Raw genomic sequence first — 17,663 nt, forward strand, 5'->3', positions numbered from 1 at the left:
TGTTTACAGGACCGGTTTCGGCCAGAAGCGGACAACCCACCTCCGTTCGGGCTGAGCCTGTCGAAGCCTGTCCTGAGCGACGCCGCGGGCGGCGTTGAAGGGCCTTCCACTGAGCGAAGCGAAGAGGCCTCCCTTACGATCGGCCTAGCCCTTCGACTTTGCTCAGGGCGAACGGAGATAAGGGAATGTCCACCTTCCACCCCAACCCGCTATTGATCGAGTGTCGACGAAGGCGCGTTCAAGCCGCCAGGCGCAGGAACGGCACCGGTTGGGTTGAGCGCAGGACGATAGGGTGGCCCTCCGACGCTTCGAACAGTTCGCCGTCCAGGATGACGCTGCTGCGGTCGCCTTCGATGCGGATGGTGTCGCCCTGTTCCAGATGGATGCCTTGCATATGCGCCTTGCCCACGCGCTTGAAGATGCTGGCCCAGGCGAGCCGCACCAGCGCGGGAACGCTTTGGTCCACCGCCATCAGCTTCATGTTGCCGCGCTGGCTTTCGCCCGGGCGGGTGCCGAGCAGCAGCCGCTCCAGCGTAGTGACGATCAGCACGGAAAAGCGCCCCACCAGCTCGCCCTCGCGGATAAGTGAGATGCGGACCGGGCGGCTCGACGGCGGCAGGAAGCGCGCGCGGACGCCGAACAGCAGCGACACCAGCACGGCGATGGCCGTCAGGAAATGGCTGAGGCCATTGGACAGGCCCAGCGGATAGATCTGATTGCGGCAATAGAGGATCGAATCGGCAAGGCCCGCGCCGCCAAGGAACATGCCCAGCACCGGCCGTGTTTCCGCCCGCCCGTCAGACAGCGCGATCAGCTCGCGCGCGACGACATGATCATCCACGCCCGACTTGGCGATGGCCACGATCCGCTCCAGCGCCTTGATCGGATCGCCATGGATGCCAAGGTCCAGCGCGATGAGATTGGTCTTGCCGTTGGGCAGCACCGCGATAGGCGGCACGCGGCCCTGGAAATGCTCACCCTGATAGAGTTCCGTCAGCGCCGCCTGCACCGTGCCATCGCCACCATTGATGACGATCACGGTAGGGTCGATGCGGGCGAAGATCTGAAGCGCCCGGCCGATCTGGTCGACATGCTCCACTTCATAATGGAAGATGTCAGGGTTGCTGGCGCAATAGCTCCGCACCCGCGGCAGGGTCTGCCGGTTGCCCGTGGATTTGGGATTGGACAGGAGCGCGACGCGGACCATGGCTATATCGTCACATATATTTGAGGTTGATTGTGATCCGGGTCACGCCCGGCCCGGCATAAAATGCTGCCTTGTCGACCGAGGGCTTGCCCAGGTTGAAGATGCTGATGCTCGGATTGTTGGAAAAGCCGCCACCGTCGCGGGAAATATCGGTTTTCCCGTTTCCGTCGCGATCATGGCGCACGGCGATGCCATATTTGCCCGGCTCCGGCACCGGCATACAGAAACGCATGGTGCCGTTGCTGGGACGAGCCGTGGTTTCGATGCGGTTGAGCCAGGCGCCCTTGGCCAGCCAGGCGCTCCGCGTGGCAGGATAGGACTGAAGCCGCACGCTGCCCGTCGAGGCGACGAAACCGCGCACGTCCACCAGCACCGCCGGCCCCTTGGCTGACGCGGTGCACAGATCCATGTCGTTTCCGACCTCGCGATGCTGGGCCCATGCCGGGGCAGCGGCGAACAAAGCCCCCACCGACATCAGTCCTGCAACAACTTTCAACATGACCATTACACTCCTGGAAGCTATAGCCGCCCGAACGGATCGGACGGCGGCCCTGTTCGCCCCACTTTTTCCGTAGAATCGCATATGGTCCGGCTTTGCGGCCAAAACATGGTGATGGGACGACGACATATTGAAATGCTGACCGCCATCGATCGATACCTCGCCCGTCTGATTGCCTTGCCCATGCTGGGCACGCTGGTGATCGCCGCCATGCTGCTGGTGCTGGACAAGATGCTGAGCCTGTTCGATTTCGTCGCGGCCGAGGGCGGACCGGTCAGCGTCGTCTGGCGGATGCTGGCCAATATGCTGCCCGAATATCTCTCGCTCGGCATTCCGATCGGGCTGATGCTGGGCATATTGCTCGCCTTCCGCAAGCTGGCGCAGACGTCGGAGCTGGACGTGATGCGGGCGGTGGGCCTGTCCTATGGGCGGCTCTTGCGGGTGCCCTATATGTTCGCGATCGGTATGGCGGTCCTCAATCTGGGCATTGTCGGTTTCGTTCAGCCGCTGTCCCGCCATGCCTATGAAGCGTTGCGCTTCGAACTGCGCTCCGGCGCGCTGGGCGCGTCGATCAAGGTGGGCGAGTTCACCAGCCTGGGTAAGCGCATGACCATGCGGATCGAGCGCAGCTTGGATGAGGGACGCAATCTTCAAGGCATTTTCGTGCGCGCGGAGGGCAAGAACGGCCAGTCGCTTGCTGTCACCGCGGCGCAGGGCAGCTTTCTGGCGACGGACGATCCCGACACGATCATCTTCCGCCTGCGCGATGGTGTGCTGGTGAACAATGCGCCCAAATATAAAACGCCGCGGATACTGTCCTTTTCCAGCCACGATCTGCCCATCGACCTGCCGCAGATCGAGAGCTTTCGCGGGCGCGACGTGGACCGGGAAAAGACAATCAACGAACTTGTCACCATAGCCCATGATCCCGCCACACCAAAAAAGTTGCGGAACGAAGTGCGCGCCAATTTCCATTTCCGCGTGGTGGAAGTGGTGATGATGCTGCTGCTGCCGCTGGCGGCGCTGGCCTTTGCTATTCCGCCCAAGCGATCCACATCGGCGCTGGGCGTATTCCTCTCCATCGTGTTCATCGTGACCTATCACAAGATCAATCAATATGGCGAAAGCGTCGGCGCGCTGGGGCGGGTCGATCCGATCATTGCGCTATGGGGGCCATTCCTGCTGACGTCGGTGCTCATCTTCTGGATGTATCATGTGGTCGCGCATCGTCCCGGCGGCCAGCCAATTGGCGCGCTGGAATATGCCTTTGCGAAGATCGGCAAGCAGGTGAGCCGTATCCTGCCGCTGAGCAACCGGCGTAACGGCAGTTCTACGCAAGAACCGCAGGGAGCGGCGTGATGTTCGATTTCTTCCCGTCGCGCCAGATCAGCTTCTACATGGCGCGGCTGTTTTTCACCCGGACCTTCGCCGTGCTGGCGATGCTGGTGGTGGTGCTCCAGATGCTCGACTTGCTGGGCGAATCGGGCGACATCCTGGCTTATGCGGGCAATGGCGACGCGCAATTATGGCATTATGTCGGCCTGCGCGCGCCGCAGATCGTTGCCCGTTTTCTGCCATTTTCCGTGCTGCTGGGCACGCTCATCATGCTGGCGACGCTCAACCAGAACAGCGAGATCATCTCGATGAAGGCGGCGGGGCTGTCCGCGCATCAGATATTGGCGCCGCTCATCGCTTCGGCGCTGGGCGTGGCCCTCATCAGCTATGCCTTCAACGAGCGGGTCGTGGCGCGCTCGACAGCCGCGCTCAGCGCCTGGCAGGCGGTCGATTACGGCCCGATCCCGCAGGATAGCGGAGTCAAGGTCAATCCCTGGGTGCTGGATGGCAACAATCTCGTCAACGCCACCATCGTTGCGGGCCGGGGCACGGCGACGCAGTTGCGGAAAGTGCATATCTACAATCGCGTCAACAACAGCCTGACGACCATCGTGCGTGCGCCCAAGGGCCATTATGACGCCGGCGCGAAGGATTGGGTATTGGAAGGCGCGCAGCAATTCGACGTAGCGCGCGGCACGGTGCGGGATTTGGGCACGGTCCATTTCGGGCGTGATATCAGGCCGGAGCAGTTCACCCTGGCCAAGGTCGATGCCGATGCGTTGACCTTTGGCGATTTGCGTTCCGCCATTGCCGACCTTCATGACGCCGGGCGGCCTACATCCGAACTGGAAGCCAGTTTGTGGCACAAGCTGTCAGGGCCGCTCTCTGCGATCCTGATGCCGATACTGGGGTCCGTGGCAGCGTTCGGGCTGGCGCGCTCAGGCCAGCTTTTCGTCCGTGCGGTTCTGGGGATGGCGCTGGGCTTCGCCTATTTTGTGGCGGATAATTTCTCGCTCGCCATGGGCAGTCTGGGCGCTTATCCGCCTTTCCTTGCAGCGTGGGCGCCTTTCTTGCTGTTCCTGCTGGTGGGCGAAACGGTGCTGTTCAGGACGGAGGAATAGGGGGGAGGAAGATGGTCCAGCGCAAGGCCAAACCGATTCACATCCTTCCATGTCAATAATATTCGGCCACCGCATAGGGCGGCCCGTTGTACCAGTTTGAGTCTGGCGCATCGAGTTTGATTGCGACCACGATACGAGTGCCGACGTCGGTGCAGCGCCAGCGACTTCCACTCATCATGAATTCGCCGCCGATAACGAAATCAGCCTGCTTCATTCCCGCCATTCAGCGCCGCGTCATGGTGCTTCGCGCGATCTTGCCGACCAAGGGGAACATCCCCTTGTAGTTCCCGCGATGATAGGGCGAGTCCGCTTCCAGCGTCGCAATCAAGCGGCGATGCGCCTTGCTCAGCCCGTGATAGGGAACGCTCGGCAGCAGGTGATGCAGCGCATGATAGCGCAGCCCCACCGGCGCCCAGATCGCGGCCAGCGGGGAAGGCGGCGGCACGTTCACGGAATCCAGATATTGCGCCGTCACGGTCATCGCATCTCCCTCATTTTCCCAGAGATGCGCGACCAGCGTGCGAAGCTGGTTGATGACGGTCATGCCCGAATGCACGGCCATATAAATCAGCAACGGCTTCCACCCGAAGGCGAACACGCTGCCCACCAGCGCCAGCGCAAAGACGCAAGCGCCTGCTTCCTGCCATGCCCATTGCCGCGCAAAGTTACCTTCGGGTGCACGGCGGCGATAGGCCGGATTGATCGACAGCGCCGAAAATTCCGCCACCACCTTCTGGCGAAGCGAGGGGATGAGCACGGACAGTGGCGTCAGCACGCCAAAGCGCAGGATCAAGCCAATCGGCGCCAGCGCCGCCACGATGATGAACAGGGGCAGCGACCAAGGCTTCATCAGCGCGAGAGGTAGATATTCCGGATCGTTCGCGGTGCCGTAACGGGTACGGGCATGATGCTGGGTATGCACCTCCTCATACATGAAAGAGGGGATCATCAGCGGGATGCCGACCAGTAGATTCCATGCGAAACGGAAGCCCGGAAGCGCGCCTTCGCGAATATGTGTTAGTTCATGGATGAAGCTCGCCGCGCGATAAAGCGCCAGCATTGCGACCAGCCCGGAAATGACGGCCAACGCCGTGCTGTCAAACAGCACCGCGCCCGCCAGCGCTGCATAGCCCAGCAATGCGGATGCGAGGAAATCTGGCCAGTAAATCGCGGGATTGGCCGTCGACAGCGTGCGCGTCAGTTCGGCGGCGGCGCGCAGCATCGCCGCGTCGTCTGGTATCGGCTTGCGGGCCTGAGCGTCCGGCGTCCGGTGCGCGGCGGCAAGAACAGGGTCATGCACAGTCATGCAGGCGTTCCTAAAACGCAATTGCGCTGAGATCGTGGCAGCAACGTGACATACTCGCCCAGTTGCAGCCATAACGCCACATCCCGTTCGTCTCCGGATGGCGGTAAGTCCCTGATTGACAATCGCCGTCCAACCGTCGAACTGCTCCCCCTTTCTCTCAGTGAAAGCGGTCAGCCGTGGCGTCTCATGATCTGGTGATTTCCCCCGTATCTTCCAAGGGTGAATTGAAGGCATTTGTCGATCTGCCCTGGCAGCTTTACGCTAACGACCCGCACTGGGTGCCGCCGCTCAAGAGCGAGGTCTACGGGATCATAAGCCCCGGCAAGAACCCCTTTTTCGAACATGCCGAGGCGCAATATTTTCTCGCCCGGCGCGGGCAGAAAGTGGTTGGGCGCATCTCCGCCCATTTCGACCGGCTGGCGCTGGCCATGCCGGTGGAGCAGGGCATGGGGCCAGGTACCGGCAATTTCGGCCTGTTCGAAGCCGAGGATGCTGAAATCGGTGCGGCGTTGATTCGGGCGGCGGAAGGCTGGCTGAAGGCCAAGGGCATGACCCGCGTCGTCGGTCCGGTTTCGCTGTCGATCTGGGAAGAGCCCGGCTTGCTGATTCAGGGCTTCGATCATGCGCCCACGGTGATGATGGGTCATAACAGCCCTGCCTATCAGGGGATGATCGAGGGCGCGGGTTACAGCCCGGTCAAGCAGCTTAAGACCTATGAGCTTGACATCACGCAGGATTTTCCGCCGCTGATCCAGCGCATCGTCACATCGGGCGAAAAGAATGCGCGGATTCGCATTCGGCAGGTCGACAAGTCGAAATTCGACGAGGAAGCCGCAATCATCCTGCGTATCCTGAACGATGCCTGGGGCAATAATTGGGGATTCGTGCCGATCACCGATCATGAGGTTGAGCATTTCGGTAAGCAGTTGAAGCCTATCGTGCGTGAAGACCTGATCATGATCGCCGAACTGGAGGGGGAGCCGGTGGCATTCATGATCACGCTGCCCGACCTCAACGAAGCGATCAGGCCTTTGAATGGATCTCTTTTCCCCTTCGGCTGGGCCAAGCTGCTCTGGTGGCTGCGTAATCCGAAGGTCCGCACCATGCGGGTGCCGCTGATGGGCGTGGTGCAGCGGTTGCAGGCGTCGCGCCTCGCCAGCCAGTTGGCCTTCATGATGATCGAATATATCCGCCGGAGCGCGATCACCCGCTATGGGGCCAGCCGGGGTGAAATCGGCTGGGTGCTGGATGATAATCAGGGCATGAACGCCATCGCCGACGCCATCGAGAGCAAGGTGAACAAGGTTTATCAGATATACGAAAAGGCGCTCTGAGGGCCTTTTTCCTGCCTTTCATTTGGAAAGATCCGGCGCGTGGGAATAAACGCCGCGCGCCAGCCATATGCGCGGCATGACGACCCATTTCGCCGACATGCACATATCCCCTTTTCATCGCCCCGGCTGCGCGATCGCTCTTCGTGGAGCGTTGGGCCGACCGCTGCGCGTGGCGCTGTTTTCGGGCAACTATGATTGCGTTCGGGACGGCGCCAATCAGGCGCTCAATCGCCTTGTCGCGTATCTGCTGGATCAATTGGGCGCGCAGGTCCGCATCTATTCTCCCACCGCGCCCCGTAAGGCGTTCGAATCGGTCGGCGACATTTGCTCCGTTCGCTCGCTCAGCATTCCGGGCCGGCCGGAATATCGGCTGGCATTGGGCTTGACCCGCGCCGCAAGGCAGGATCTGGAACAGTTCGCACCCGATGTGATCCATCTTTCCGCGCCCGACTTGCTGGGCCGACAAGCCCAGAAATACGCGCGCCTTCACGGCATTCCGGTGGTCGCCAGCCTGCACACCCGCTTTGAAACCTACCTCGACTATTATTGGCTCGGCTTGTTGCGTCCCGCGGTCGAGCGTTATCTTGATCGTTTCTATAGCGAGAGCGATCATATATTGGCGCCCACGCCGCCCATAGCACAGGATATGGCCGCCGATTTCGGCGCGGGAAAGGTGTCGATCTGGGGCAGGGGAGTCGATCCAGCATCGTTCCGGCCCGGGCTTCGCGACGAAGGCTTCCGCTCCGCGCACGGCTATGCGCCCGATGATGTGATCCCGCTGTTCTTCGGGCGGCTAGTGCTGGAAAAGGGGTTGGGCATCTTTGCCGAGACTGTCGCCCAGGTACGCGCGTGCGGACATGATGTGCGGCCCCTGATCGTCGGAGAAGGCCCGGCACGGGGCTGGCTGGCGGAACGGATGCCCAACGCCACCTTCATGGGCCATTTGTCGGACGAAGCGCTGGGCCGCGCCGTGGCCAGCGCGGACCTGCTCATCAACCCCAGCGTTACCGAAGCCTTCGGCAACGTCAATCTGGAGGCGATGGCGTCCGGTCTTGCTGTCGTGTCTGCCGATGTCGCCAGCGCGGCGGCGCTCATTGCCCAAGGCCGGACGGGATTGCTGGCTCCGGCTGGCGATGTGGCGGCCTATGTGGAGGCAGTCATCGAACTGGTGACGGACAGGGAGAAGCGGCTGGCGATTGGCGCCGCGGCAGCGGAGGCGGCGGCGTGTCATCGCTGGGCGGATGTTCTGGAGGATGTCGCGCGCGCATATTGCCATGTTCTACACATCCCGCTTGCCGTGCCGGTGGGACAGGCGGCATGATGGGCATATGAGGGACAGGACAGGCGATCATCCCGACATCACCGCCGATCTGCGCGCTATGCGCCGCTATGCCCGTTCGCTGACGCGTGACGATCAGGATGCGGATGATGTGGTGCAGGATGCGCTGGTCCGCGCCATCGAACGGAGTGCGACCTACCAGCCTGAACGCCGCCGCCGTCCCTGGCTGCTCGCCATCGTCCACAATGTCTTCCTGTCGGCCAAGCGGCGCGAAGCGGCAGAAGCGCGGCGCAACGGCCGTTTTGCCGAAACGATGGTGGACCGGATCGACCCGGCGCAGGAAGAACATGCGCGGCTGGCTGAAATCGCCCGCGACTTTGCCGCCTTGCCGGACGCGCATCGCGCGGTGCTGCACCTGATCGGGGTGGAGGGGTTGAGCTATCAGGAAGCAGCCGCCGCGCTGGATGTGCCTTTGGGCACGGTCATGTCACGGCTCTGGCGCGCTCGCGCGGCTTTGCGGCGGGATGAGAAGGAACGGCAGCAACATGGACCCGGCCTACGCCTGGTGGGAGGACGAGATGACTGACGATCCGATCGATCTGGAGATCAACGCCTATGTCGACGGTCAGCTCGATCCCGACCGGCGGTTCGCGGTGGAAACGCATTTGTCGCGTCATCCGGTGCGTGCGGCGCAGGTGATGGATGACCTCAGCGTTCGCAGCGCGCTCGCCCTGCTGACGTGGGATGCAAGCCCGGTGAAGGGCGAGGGGAAGAAGCCGCTGGCCGCGCAGTTGAACCCGCGCCGCAAATCCTTGTGGCGCCGCGCAGTTCCGCTTGGGGCGTCTTTCGCGGGAGTCGCGGCGGCGGCAACTGGTTTCGCCGTCATCACCGAAGGGCCGCCGGGCTATGTGAATTATGCGGTCACCTCTCACCGCATCGCCATGTTGCGGGCGCATATGGATTCACAGGCTGAAACCACGCATTTCGATTCGCAGGAAATCGCTTTGCGAACTCGCATCGCCATGCCCAAATTCCCGCAGGACTGGCATGTGACCGACGTGCAGCTTTTTCCGACGAACAAGGGGCCAGCGCTGTTGGTCGCGGTGCGGACGGAGGGGGGGCAGAAGCTGTCGATCTTCGCCGTGCGGGAAAAGACCGACGCGCCCGAGCGTCCCGATGCCATCCGCGAAGGCGAGCAATCGGTGGCCTATTGGCGGCGCGGCGACATGTCATATGCCTTGACCGGCGAGGAAGAGCCGGGCGCGATCGACGCTACCGCCGAAGCGCTCGCCCAGCATCGGTCCTGACAGAATCCGTCAGGCTGCGAAAGCCGGTTCCGCCAGCGCCTCGCCATGGTCGCGAATCGCGCGGGGCCATGGGGCGCAGGCAGCTTCGAACGCGCTTTTGTCCTTCGCATAGAGCGCACGCATCGCTGCCTCATAGCCCGGCCGGTCGCCCGCCATCACGGTAAGGAAATGATAGGCTGCATCCATGGCGGCGCGGGGCGATGGGCTACCCACGCTATCCTTGCGCGCTGCTTCGACCAGCCGCCGCAAGGTGGCGGAAGCGCCGCCCGGTTGCGCCGCCAGCCATTCCCAGTGGCGAGGGAGGAGGGTTATTTCACGCGGTTGCACGCCCAGTCTGGGACGCCCGCGCCCGCGCGGTGCCTCCGCGACGGGACCGCGCAGGTCGATATCCACCTGCCGCCCCGTCACATCGTCGAACAGCAGGATATTCTGTGCGTCCTTGCCCATGGCGTTGAGGGCGGCGCGTATCTCCTCCTCATCGCCCGTCGCGATCCATGTTTCGTCCGCAAAGGCCGTCAATGTGCGTGTCATGCCGATCTCCTTCGGCATGCTATTTATTATCCGGGTATTATTTAGTCAATATGATCCGGGTAAAATATCAGATCCGTAGCTCTACCCACGTCGGCGCATGGTCGCTGGCTTTTTCCCGCCCCCGGAATTCCTTGTCCACCTGAGCATCGATCAGGCGGTCCGCGGCGGTGGGGCTGAGCAGAAGATGGTCGATGCGAAAGCCCGCATCGCGCGGCCAAGCGTTCATCTGGTAGTCCCAGAATGTCCAGACACCCCCGGCAGGATGGCGGCTGAGAATCGCGTCGGTCCACCCATCGCCCAGCAGGCGGCGATAGGCGGCGCGGCTTTCCGGCTGCATCAGCGCGTCATTGGCCATCGCCTTTACGGAATAGACGTCCCGGTCGCGCGGAATGACATTATAGTCGCCCGCGAGGATAGCGGGTATTTCCTCCGCCCAGATCTGAGCCGCGCGGTCACGCAGCCTTTTCATCCAGCGCAGCTTGTAATCGAACTTCGGGCCAGGCTGCGGATTGCCGTTGGGCAGGTAGATGCTGGCGACGCGCACGCCCTTCACGTTCGCTTCGATATAGCGGCTATGTTCGTCCTCCGGCTCGCCATCAAGGCCGCGCCGGACTTCAACGGGCGTTTCCCCGCGCGCGAGGATGGCGACGCCGTTGAAGCCTTTCTGCCCGTGCCAGATCGCGCCATAGCCCGCATCCTCTATATCCTTCACAGGGAAGGTTTCGTCGGATGTCTTGATCTCCTGAAGGCAGGCGATGTCGGGCCGCGTTTCGTCTAGCCACTCCAGCAGACGCGGCAAGCGCGCCTTGATCCCATTGATGTTGAAAGTGGCGATGCGCATGGCGGTGACTCCTCGCCAGCCTCCCTAAAGAGAAGAAACGCCCTTGGCTATCAGATCGAAAAGCTGGTGCCGCAGCCGCAGCCGGCGGTGGCGTTGGGGTTCGTCACCTTGAACGCCGCGCCGCCCAGATCGGACACGAAATCGACCGCGGCCCCACGCACCAGGTCGATGCTGACATCATCGACGACCAGCGTCACGCCATCCCGCTCCGCCGTCAGATCGCCCGTTTCCACCGCATCGGCTAGGCCGAAGCGGTATTGGAAGCCTGAACAGCCGCCGCCTTCCACGGCAAGGCGCAGGATCGCGGGCTTGCCTTGCTTGGCGGCGATGGCGGCCACGCGAGCGGCGGCGGAGGGTGTCAGATCAATGTCGGCCATGGATGTTAGATAGGAGCAAGCGAAAGGCCCGGCAACCCATGAGCGCCGGGCCTTTGAAAAGCTTATCGGTAAAGCGCGCTTAGTCGGCCGCTTTTTCTTCAGCCTTGGTCGGGCCGCCCATGGCGATCGGCGGCTTGGTGTTCATCGCGATCAGATAGTCGGGACCGGCGACGAAGGGAATTGGATTGATGGCCTGTCCGTCGACGCGGACTTCATAGTGGAGGTGACTGCCGGTCGAACGGCCCGTGGAGCCCATCAGGCCGATGACCTGACCGCGCCGCACATAGCTGTTCGCGGCCACCAGCAGCTTCGACATATGGCCGTAGCGCGTTTCCATGCCGTGACCGTGCGAAATCTGGACGAGATTGCCATATCCGCTGGCCCAGCCCGCGCGGCTGATGATGCCGTCGGCAGTGGCGTAGATCGGGGTGCCGATGGGACCGGGGATATCCACGCCCTTGTGCATCCGCGCGCCGCCTTTGAAGGGGTCGGAACGGACGCCGAAATTGGAGGTCAGCGACAGCTTTTCAACGGGACGGCCGGAGGGGATATAGGCAGTCGACTTGGCATTGCCGTCAAGGCGCTGGAGGCTGGTGAAGAGGTTGGAGAAACCGACATCGGAAGGTCCAAGCGGGCTCATGTTGATTTCGGATGCGTCGCCATAAGGGTCGTCATCGTTCGAAGCGTGGGCTGGAACTGCGGCGCACAGTGCGCCTGCGATGCCTGCCCCTCCCATAAACTTGATTGTCTTTATGACAGACAGGAACAAACGCGCTCTACGAGCATTAATCGAACGAATTGACATGCCGACCCCGACTTTTCCCGGAGGCTTATTTGCCTCTCGGCCCTCTCCGTTTGACTTCAAGCGAACTCAATCACCCCGCGATGGATGCAGAGTGCAAATCCCGGCTCATGTTGCAAGCGCGACATAAAAATCACGCGTTAAACCGGCTTGTCGACGCGCCGAGTCGTTGAACGGGGGCTTAACGGGGCCGCGAAAATGCCTTTTCACAAGGATTTGGTAAAGATTGGCGGGGTCTACGCCCATTCGCCCTGTCGCGTCGCAAAACCATTTCGTCCCTGCCGCGACATGGCGAATCTCATCTGTCATGATTCGCCCTAACATGCGTGCCGATGCAAAATCGCCGGCTCCCTCGAACCGTTCGATGGTGGCGGGGGTGATGTCGAGCGCGCGGGCTTCCAATACCATCGGCACGATGGCAAGCCGGGCGAGCGCGTCACCCGCCGTCTCGACCGCCGCCTGCCATAGCCCGTCATGGGCGGGCAGCGCGCCGTAAAAGCTGCCCATCTGCCGCAATCGCCGGTCGAGCAAGGCGAAGTGCATGGCTTCCTCCGCGCCGACCTGCATCCAGTCGCCGGTAAAGGCTGTCGGGAACTGTCCGCCGAACCGTCCGATCATATCGAAGGCAAGGTCGATGGCGACGAACTCGATATGAGCGAGCGCATGGAGCATGGCGATCCGCGCCCGCTCCGATCCGATCTTGCCGCGCCGGGGCATCTGATTGGGCGGTAGCAGTTCCGGCACAGTCGGGCGCGCGGGGCGATCGGGCATCGCGGCATCGAAGCGATGTGCCAACTGCCCCAGCCGCCACGCTCGCGCGACGGCCCGCGCCGCCATCAGCTTGTTGCGGGGATCGGGCGTCAGCAGCACATGCGCGCAAGCCGTGCCCACGCTGTCGATGGCAACGGGCAGGGTCAAAGCGCCTTCGCGGCCTCCAGCACATCGGTGGCATGGCCTTTTACCTTCACCTTGGGCCAGACGCGGACGACCTTGCCATCCGAGCTGATCAGGAAGGTGGACCGCTCGATCCCCATATACTTACGGCCATAGAGTGATTTTTCGACCCATGTGCCGAACGCCTCGCAAGCCGAGCCCGGCTCGTCGGAGGCGAGCGTCACGGTGAGGCCATATTTGTCCGCGAATTTCTTGAGCTTTGCGGGCTTGTCCTTCGAAATCCCGACCACAGGCACGCCGAGCGTTGCGAAATCCGTGCCTAGTTCGGTGAAATCCTTTGCCTCATTGGTGCAGCCGGGCGTGTCCGCCTTGGGATAGAAATAGACGACTACCGGCTTGCCCCGATAGCGTGTTAGCGTGAAATCTGCGCCGTCCGCATCCTTCAGCGCCACGTCGGGCGCGCTGTCGCCTTGTTCCAGCATCATGGCTTCTCCTCGAATGGCGCGGCGAGCGCATTCCATGTGTCGCGCACGCTTTGCCGCGCATGGGCGTAGCTGTCCAGCAGCGCGCCCCAGCTTTCCATCCCGCAGGCCCGCGCCACCAGTTCCCGGCTTGCCTCACGCGGTTCGGTCGATTTGGGCGAAACGAGCCGCGACACCACCAGATAGCGTGTGATGAGGTCATGCGCGGCGATCAGGTCGCTGGGGAGGTGCCCGGCCTCGACGAGTTCGGCCAGCGCCTTGCCCAGATCGGGATCGAACGCCATGCCGTGGCGGAATTGTGAGATGTGGATCAGGAACTCCAGGTCGACAAGGCCACCCGACACCAGTTTCACATCCATCTCGCCGACCGGCGGCTTATGCTTTGCAATGTCGGCCCGCATTTTCACCGCATGGCGCGCCAGATCGTCGAAATCGCGTGGCCGCTCCAGCGTTTCGGCGAGGATGGCGTTCAATGCTTTGCGGGCTTGCGGGGAGCCGAAGACTGGCCGCGCGCGGGTGAGCGCCAGATGCTCCCAGTCCCAGGCATCCTCCCGCTGATATTTGGCGAAGCTATCGAGGCTGACGGCCAGCAATCCCTGTGCGCCCGAAGGGCGCAACCGCGTATCGACTTCGTAAAGCGGCCCGGCAGCGGTGGAGACAGACAGTGCGTTGGTGATGCGCTGTCCCAGCCGATTGAAATATTGCGTCGCGCCCAGGGGTTTCGGCCCGTCCGATTCCGTCATGAAATCGCCGGTGAACAGGTAAACGAGGTCGAGGTCCGACGCATGGGTCAGCACTCCGCCGCCCATGCGCCCCAGCGCGATGATCATGAGTTCGCCGCCGGGCACCTTGCCGTGCTGCGCTTCGAATTCCGCGGCTGTGGCTGCGCCCAGCGCCTCGATGGCGGCTTCCGCCACACGGGCATAGCCGCGCCCGACTTCCAGTGGATCGCTGCCCCGAACGATCTGCGCGCCCAAGGCAAAGCGGCGGTCGCCCACCCGTTGCCGCACCCGGTCGAGCAGCATCTGGTAATCCTCGCCCGGTTCAAGCTGTGCGAATTGCTGCGCGAGCACTTCCACCGATGGCGGCGGGTCGAAAGCTGAGGTGTCGATAAGCCCGTCGAGTAATTCCGCCCGCCGTCCCAGCGCATCGGCCAGCGTGGGTGCATGGCTCAATATCTCCGCCAGCAATTCGACCAGGCCGGGCCGCGCGGCCAGCAGCTTGAAGAAGTTGATGGCGCTCGGCAGCCGCCCGATCATGTCGTCCAGCCGGTTGAGCGCCCGGTCGGAGTCCGGCGCCTTGGCGAGCGTCCGCATCAGGCCGGGCAGCAATTCTTCCAGTGCTTCTCGCGCCGGGGCGCTGCGTAGCGCACGGATCGTGCCGCTGCGCCAGCGGGTTATGCGGGCAAAGGGTGTCTCCGCATCGGCAAAGCCCATCTCGCTAAGCTGTGACTTGAGCTTTTCCTCGTCATGGGACAGGTCCGCCTTGTCCTGCTCAGGGGTCAGCCTGTCATAATTGCGCCCCACCCACTCCACATCGGGGCGCAACAGGTCCAGCAGCGCCGCACCATCCTCCAGACCATGCAGCCGCGCCACATTGTCCAGGGCTTCGGCTTGTTTGGGAAGTTCATGGGTCTGCCGGTCCTCGACCATCTGCAAGCGATGCTCAATGGTGCGGAACAGGACATAGGCTTCGTCCAGTCGGGCCGAAATCTCCGGCTCGAACACGCCCGCCTGGGCTAGCGCGGCCAGCGCCTCGCGGGTATTGCCGGACCGTAGCGCCGGATTGCGCCCGCCATGGATGAGTTGGTGTACCTGCGCGAAAAACTCCACCTCGCGGATGCCGCCGCGTCCGCGCTTCAGATCATAGCCCGGCCCGAAGGCCTGCCCCTGAGCATAATGATCGCGGATGCGCTGGGAAATATCGGTGATTGCGTCAATGGCGCTGAAATCGAGGCTCCGCCGCCACACGAAGGGCCGGATCGCCTGCATGAAATAGTCGCCCAGCGCAATGTCGCCCGCTGCTGGCCGGGCGCGGATGAAGGCGGCCTGCTCCCACCCCAAGGCCGTCGATTCATAATATCCGATGGCTGCTTCCATCGGTAACGCGATGGGCGTCGCCTCGGGGGAGGGGCGCAGCCGCAGATCGACGCGAAAAACATAGCCGTCCCCATCCCGCGCCGTCAGCAATTCGCTCATCCGCCGGCCAATGCGGACGGCGGCGTCGGCCACATCTTCGCGCTCGCCATGGGGCAGGGTTGTGGGGTCGTAGAGCAGGATCGGGTCGATATCCGACGAATAATTCAGTTCCCTGCTGCCATGCTTGCCCAAAGCCAGCGCAACGAAGCCGCGCCGTTCCGCATCGGGATAGCGTTCCGCCATAGCCGTCTGCAGCGCTTCCTCCAGTGCTTCGTCGGCGAAGTCGGACAAGGTGCGCGTCACCCGGTCCAGCCCCCATGCGCCGGAAAGGTCCGCCGCGGCTGTCACCAGCGCCAACGCACCGCGCCGCCGCCGCAGCGATCGCGTTACATTGTCGTCGCCTTCCGTTACGGCGCGCGCGGCCGCCATCGCGGCGTCATAATCGCCGGTGGCCAAAATTTCCGTCACCGCCGGAAAGCGATCCATCAGCCGCGATAGAAAGGGCGAATGCGCTCTTATCCGTGCCTCCAAGTCGGCCCAATCTTTTGCCATATCTTCTCCCATGGGCACAGCCTATCGCTTCCGCTTGCGATGAAATCCAGAAACTTTTGTGCGGCCTATCCGTTCTTCAGGTCATGGATTTGCATCGCAAAGCGACTGGCCGATCGGCGAAGGACCTTACACCGGGACGCGGCGGAATGGTGACTATCGGCTTGCCTTCTCCTGACGAGGGCATCGGCAGAGCATTGCGTTCAGTCTATTGCCCAGTGATGCAGGATGGGTTGCCCGACGATATGCTCGCGTTGCTGGCGCAATTGGATCGGCATTAAGGCTGGTCCTTGATCGAACGGGACAGGCCGCGCTTTCTCACCTCTCGGATCGCATATCTTGTTTACATTTTCCTATAATATCGTGTCCCGCAGATTTCGTGGGAAGCATGTCGCATGATCTACAAGGCATTTGCCGCCGCCACATTGGTGCTGGCGCTTCTGATCGGACTGATGGCGGATCGCCTGACTCCGTCCCGCGTCCCCGCGGAGAGCCATGCCGTGCCTGCACCAGTTGTTAGCGAAACGCCCCCTTATGTCAGCGCGCCTCCGGTGGAACAGGAAATCGCGCCTTTGGATGCCACGCCCGCTCACATGCCCGCTTTCGGTCAGCCCATGCCCGGATCGGATACGCCTAGCCTCAGACCCGGCAACGGTCTGCCCGGAGCGTCAATCCCGCCTGCTCCCCAGAATGACGAGGAAGCCAACGGGACGGACGCCGAAACCCCCGGTTAAGCGCCCCGCCCGAAAGTGTCGCACTGGGCGGGATCGCCGCTGTCCAGTCCGCGCCGTAGCCATTCCATCCGTTGTTCGCTGCTGCCATGAGTGAAGCTTTCGGGGACCGGTCGCCGTCCAGCCGCCTTTTGCAACGTATCGTCGCCGATTGACTGGGCCGCCTTCATGCCTTCCTCCAGGTCGCCGGCTTCCATGAGGCCGGTGCGCTTGGCCCACACGCCTGCATAGCAATCCGCCTGCAATTCGACGCGGACTTGCAACGCATTGCCCTGCGCCTCGCTGACGGCGCGCTGCTGCTTGTTTACCTGGCCCAGAGTGCCTTCCAGATCCTGCACATGATGGCCCACCTCATGCGCGATGACATAGGCTTGCGCGAAATCGCCCGGTGCGCCGAAGCGCTGCTGCAATTCGGTGAAGAAGTCCGTATCCAGATAGACCTTCTGGTCGTTCGGGCAGTAAAATGGCCCCATCGCGCTTTGCGCGGCACCGCAGCCAGACGTGCCGGCCTGGCTGTAGAAAGAGAGGATGGTGGGCTGATATTTCTGTCCCGATTCCTGGAAAACCTGCCCCCAGACCCGCTCGGTCGATCCCAGCACCTTCAGTGACCAATGCTGGATGTCGCTTAGCTGCTTGGGATCGCTGCTGGCAGGTGCGCTTTGCTGCTGAGGGGCGATCCCGCCGCCGCCCAGCAAATTGAGCGGATTGACCCCCATGACCGCCAGGATGATGAGCACCACGACGATCCCCCCGCACCCGAAGCGGCTGCCGATCAGCGGCAGCAACATGCCCAGGCCGCCGCCCAGGCCCCCGCCGCCAAAACCGCCGGAACGGCCGTCCTGTACCTCGAAATTGGCGCTTTCCTGTTCGTCGTCCAGCCGCATCGCATCCTCGTTTCTGCGCGTCTGCTCCTTTGCCTACGCGATTTGG

At 62.7% G+C, this 17,663-nt stretch carries 20 protein-coding genes; 8 read left to right on the plus strand and 12 right to left on the minus strand.

Annotated features, from left to right (window positions below):
- Positions 1-238: 238 nt before the first annotated feature.
- Positions 239-1,207, minus strand: a complete 969-nt coding sequence (locus LDB26_RS02860; protein ID WP_062063894.1) for a diacylglycerol kinase family protein — start codon at positions 1,205-1,207, stop codon at positions 239-241.
- A gap of 10 nt (positions 1,208-1,217) precedes the next feature.
- A complete protein-coding gene (locus LDB26_RS02865) occupies positions 1,218-1,712 on the minus strand; it encodes a DUF2141 domain-containing protein (RefSeq protein ID WP_062063895.1) in 495 nt (164 codons plus the stop codon).
- A 129-nt stretch (positions 1,713-1,841) separates the two neighbouring features.
- Between LDB26_RS02865 and lptF the strand changes: the two genes are divergently transcribed.
- Together lptF and lptG are read left to right on the plus strand one after the other, a co-directional pair.
- On the plus strand, positions 1,842-3,065 hold the full coding sequence (lptF, locus tag LDB26_RS02870; RefSeq protein WP_062068563.1) for an LPS export ABC transporter permease LptF: 1,224 nt from the start codon (positions 1,842-1,844) through the stop codon (positions 3,063-3,065).
- Entirely contained in the window at positions 3,062-4,162 is a 1,101-nt protein-coding gene (gene lptG / locus LDB26_RS02875; protein ID WP_082635135.1) for an LPS export ABC transporter permease LptG, read from the plus strand. The genes lptF and lptG overlap by 4 nt, the downstream gene beginning before the upstream one ends.
- 52 nt (positions 4,163-4,214) lie before the next feature.
- On the opposite strand, the gene LDB26_RS02880 is transcribed toward lptG, so the two are convergent.
- Entirely contained in the window at positions 4,215-4,385 is a 171-nt protein-coding gene (locus LDB26_RS02880) for a hypothetical protein (protein WP_257540232.1), read from the minus strand.
- Complete coding sequence (locus tag LDB26_RS02885) at positions 4,386-5,468, minus strand: fatty acid desaturase (RefSeq protein ID WP_062063899.1); 1,083 nt, start codon at positions 5,466-5,468, stop codon at positions 4,386-4,388.
- A 176-nt stretch (positions 5,469-5,644) separates the two neighbouring features.
- Here LDB26_RS02885 and LDB26_RS02890 point away from each other — a divergent pair, with 176 nt between their 5' ends.
- From LDB26_RS02890 to LDB26_RS02905, 4 genes are all read left to right on the plus strand, one after another.
- Positions 5,645-6,802, plus strand: a complete 1,158-nt coding sequence (locus tag LDB26_RS02890) for a hypothetical protein (RefSeq protein WP_062063900.1) — start codon at positions 5,645-5,647, stop codon at positions 6,800-6,802.
- A gap of 76 nt (positions 6,803-6,878) precedes the next feature.
- Positions 6,879-8,123: a glycosyltransferase family 1 protein gene (locus LDB26_RS02895; protein WP_257540234.1), complete on the plus strand. Its 1,245-nt coding sequence runs from the start codon at positions 6,879-6,881 to the stop codon at positions 8,121-8,123.
- 7 nt (positions 8,124-8,130) lie between these two features.
- The gene (locus LDB26_RS02900) at positions 8,131-8,667 is read left to right on the plus strand and encodes a sigma-70 family RNA polymerase sigma factor (protein ID WP_062063902.1); all 537 of its coding nucleotides are present in this window, start codon (positions 8,131-8,133) and stop codon (positions 8,665-8,667) included.
- Positions 8,660-9,388, plus strand: coding sequence for an anti-sigma factor (locus LDB26_RS02905; protein ID WP_062068566.1), 729 nt, complete (start codon positions 8,660-8,662; stop codon positions 9,386-9,388). The genes LDB26_RS02900 and LDB26_RS02905 overlap by 8 nt, the downstream gene beginning before the upstream one ends.
- Before the next feature lie 9 nt (positions 9,389-9,397).
- On the opposite strand, the gene LDB26_RS02910 is transcribed toward LDB26_RS02905, so the two are convergent.
- The 7 genes from LDB26_RS02910 to LDB26_RS02940 form a co-directional block, all read right to left on the minus strand.
- Positions 9,398-9,919 (minus strand): DUF2239 family protein, encoded by a 522-nt coding sequence (locus LDB26_RS02910; protein WP_062068568.1) that lies wholly within the window; start codon positions 9,917-9,919, stop codon positions 9,398-9,400.
- 67 nt (positions 9,920-9,986) lie between these two features.
- Positions 9,987-10,760 carry an exodeoxyribonuclease III gene (gene xth / locus LDB26_RS02915; RefSeq protein WP_062063904.1) on the minus strand — a complete coding sequence of 258 codons (774 nt, stop codon included), beginning with the start codon at positions 10,758-10,760 and terminating at the stop codon, positions 9,987-9,989.
- Positions 10,761-10,810: 50 nt separating this feature from the next.
- The gene (locus LDB26_RS02920; protein ID WP_062063905.1) at positions 10,811-11,137 is read right to left on the minus strand and encodes an iron-sulfur cluster assembly accessory protein; all 327 of its coding nucleotides are present in this window, start codon (positions 11,135-11,137) and stop codon (positions 10,811-10,813) included.
- Between the two features lie 79 nt (positions 11,138-11,216).
- Positions 11,217-11,942: a M23 family metallopeptidase gene (locus tag LDB26_RS02925; protein WP_082635136.1), complete on the minus strand. Its 726-nt coding sequence runs from the start codon at positions 11,940-11,942 to the stop codon at positions 11,217-11,219.
- A gap of 105 nt (positions 11,943-12,047) precedes the next feature.
- Entirely contained in the window at positions 12,048-12,857 is an 810-nt protein-coding gene (locus LDB26_RS02930; RefSeq protein WP_257540237.1) for a ferritin-like domain-containing protein, read from the minus strand.
- Complete coding sequence (bcp, locus tag LDB26_RS02935) at positions 12,854-13,315, minus strand: thioredoxin-dependent thiol peroxidase (protein WP_062068571.1); 462 nt, start codon at positions 13,313-13,315, stop codon at positions 12,854-12,856. Before bcp ends, LDB26_RS02930 begins: the two co-directional genes overlap by 4 nt.
- Positions 13,315-16,005 carry a bifunctional [glutamine synthetase] adenylyltransferase/[glutamine synthetase]-adenylyl-L-tyrosine phosphorylase gene (locus LDB26_RS02940; RefSeq protein WP_257540239.1) on the minus strand — a complete coding sequence of 897 codons (2,691 nt, stop codon included), beginning with the start codon at positions 16,003-16,005 and terminating at the stop codon, positions 13,315-13,317. The genes bcp and LDB26_RS02940 overlap by 1 nt, the downstream gene beginning before the upstream one ends.
- 146 nt (positions 16,006-16,151) lie before the next feature.
- Here LDB26_RS02940 and LDB26_RS02945 point away from each other — a divergent pair, with 146 nt between their 5' ends.
- Together LDB26_RS02945 and LDB26_RS02950 are read left to right on the plus strand one after the other, a co-directional pair.
- On the plus strand, positions 16,152-16,283 hold the full coding sequence (locus tag LDB26_RS02945; protein WP_231746428.1) for a NepR family anti-sigma factor: 132 nt from the start codon (positions 16,152-16,154) through the stop codon (positions 16,281-16,283).
- 114 nt (positions 16,284-16,397) lie between these two features.
- Positions 16,398-16,736: a hypothetical protein gene (locus LDB26_RS02950; protein ID WP_257540241.1), complete on the plus strand. Its 339-nt coding sequence runs from the start codon at positions 16,398-16,400 to the stop codon at positions 16,734-16,736.
- On the opposite strand, the gene LDB26_RS02955 is transcribed toward LDB26_RS02950, so the two are convergent.
- Complete coding sequence (locus tag LDB26_RS02955) at positions 16,733-17,617, minus strand: neutral zinc metallopeptidase (protein ID WP_257540243.1); 885 nt, start codon at positions 17,615-17,617, stop codon at positions 16,733-16,735. The two genes, LDB26_RS02950 and LDB26_RS02955, sit on opposite strands and share 4 nt — an antisense overlap.
- Positions 17,618-17,663: the final 46 nt, after the last annotated feature.

Origin of the sequence: Sphingobium sp. CFD-1, assembly GCF_024611115.1 — a bacterium.
GTDB lineage: Bacteria > Pseudomonadota > Alphaproteobacteria > Sphingomonadales > Sphingomonadaceae > Sphingobium > Sphingobium baderi_A.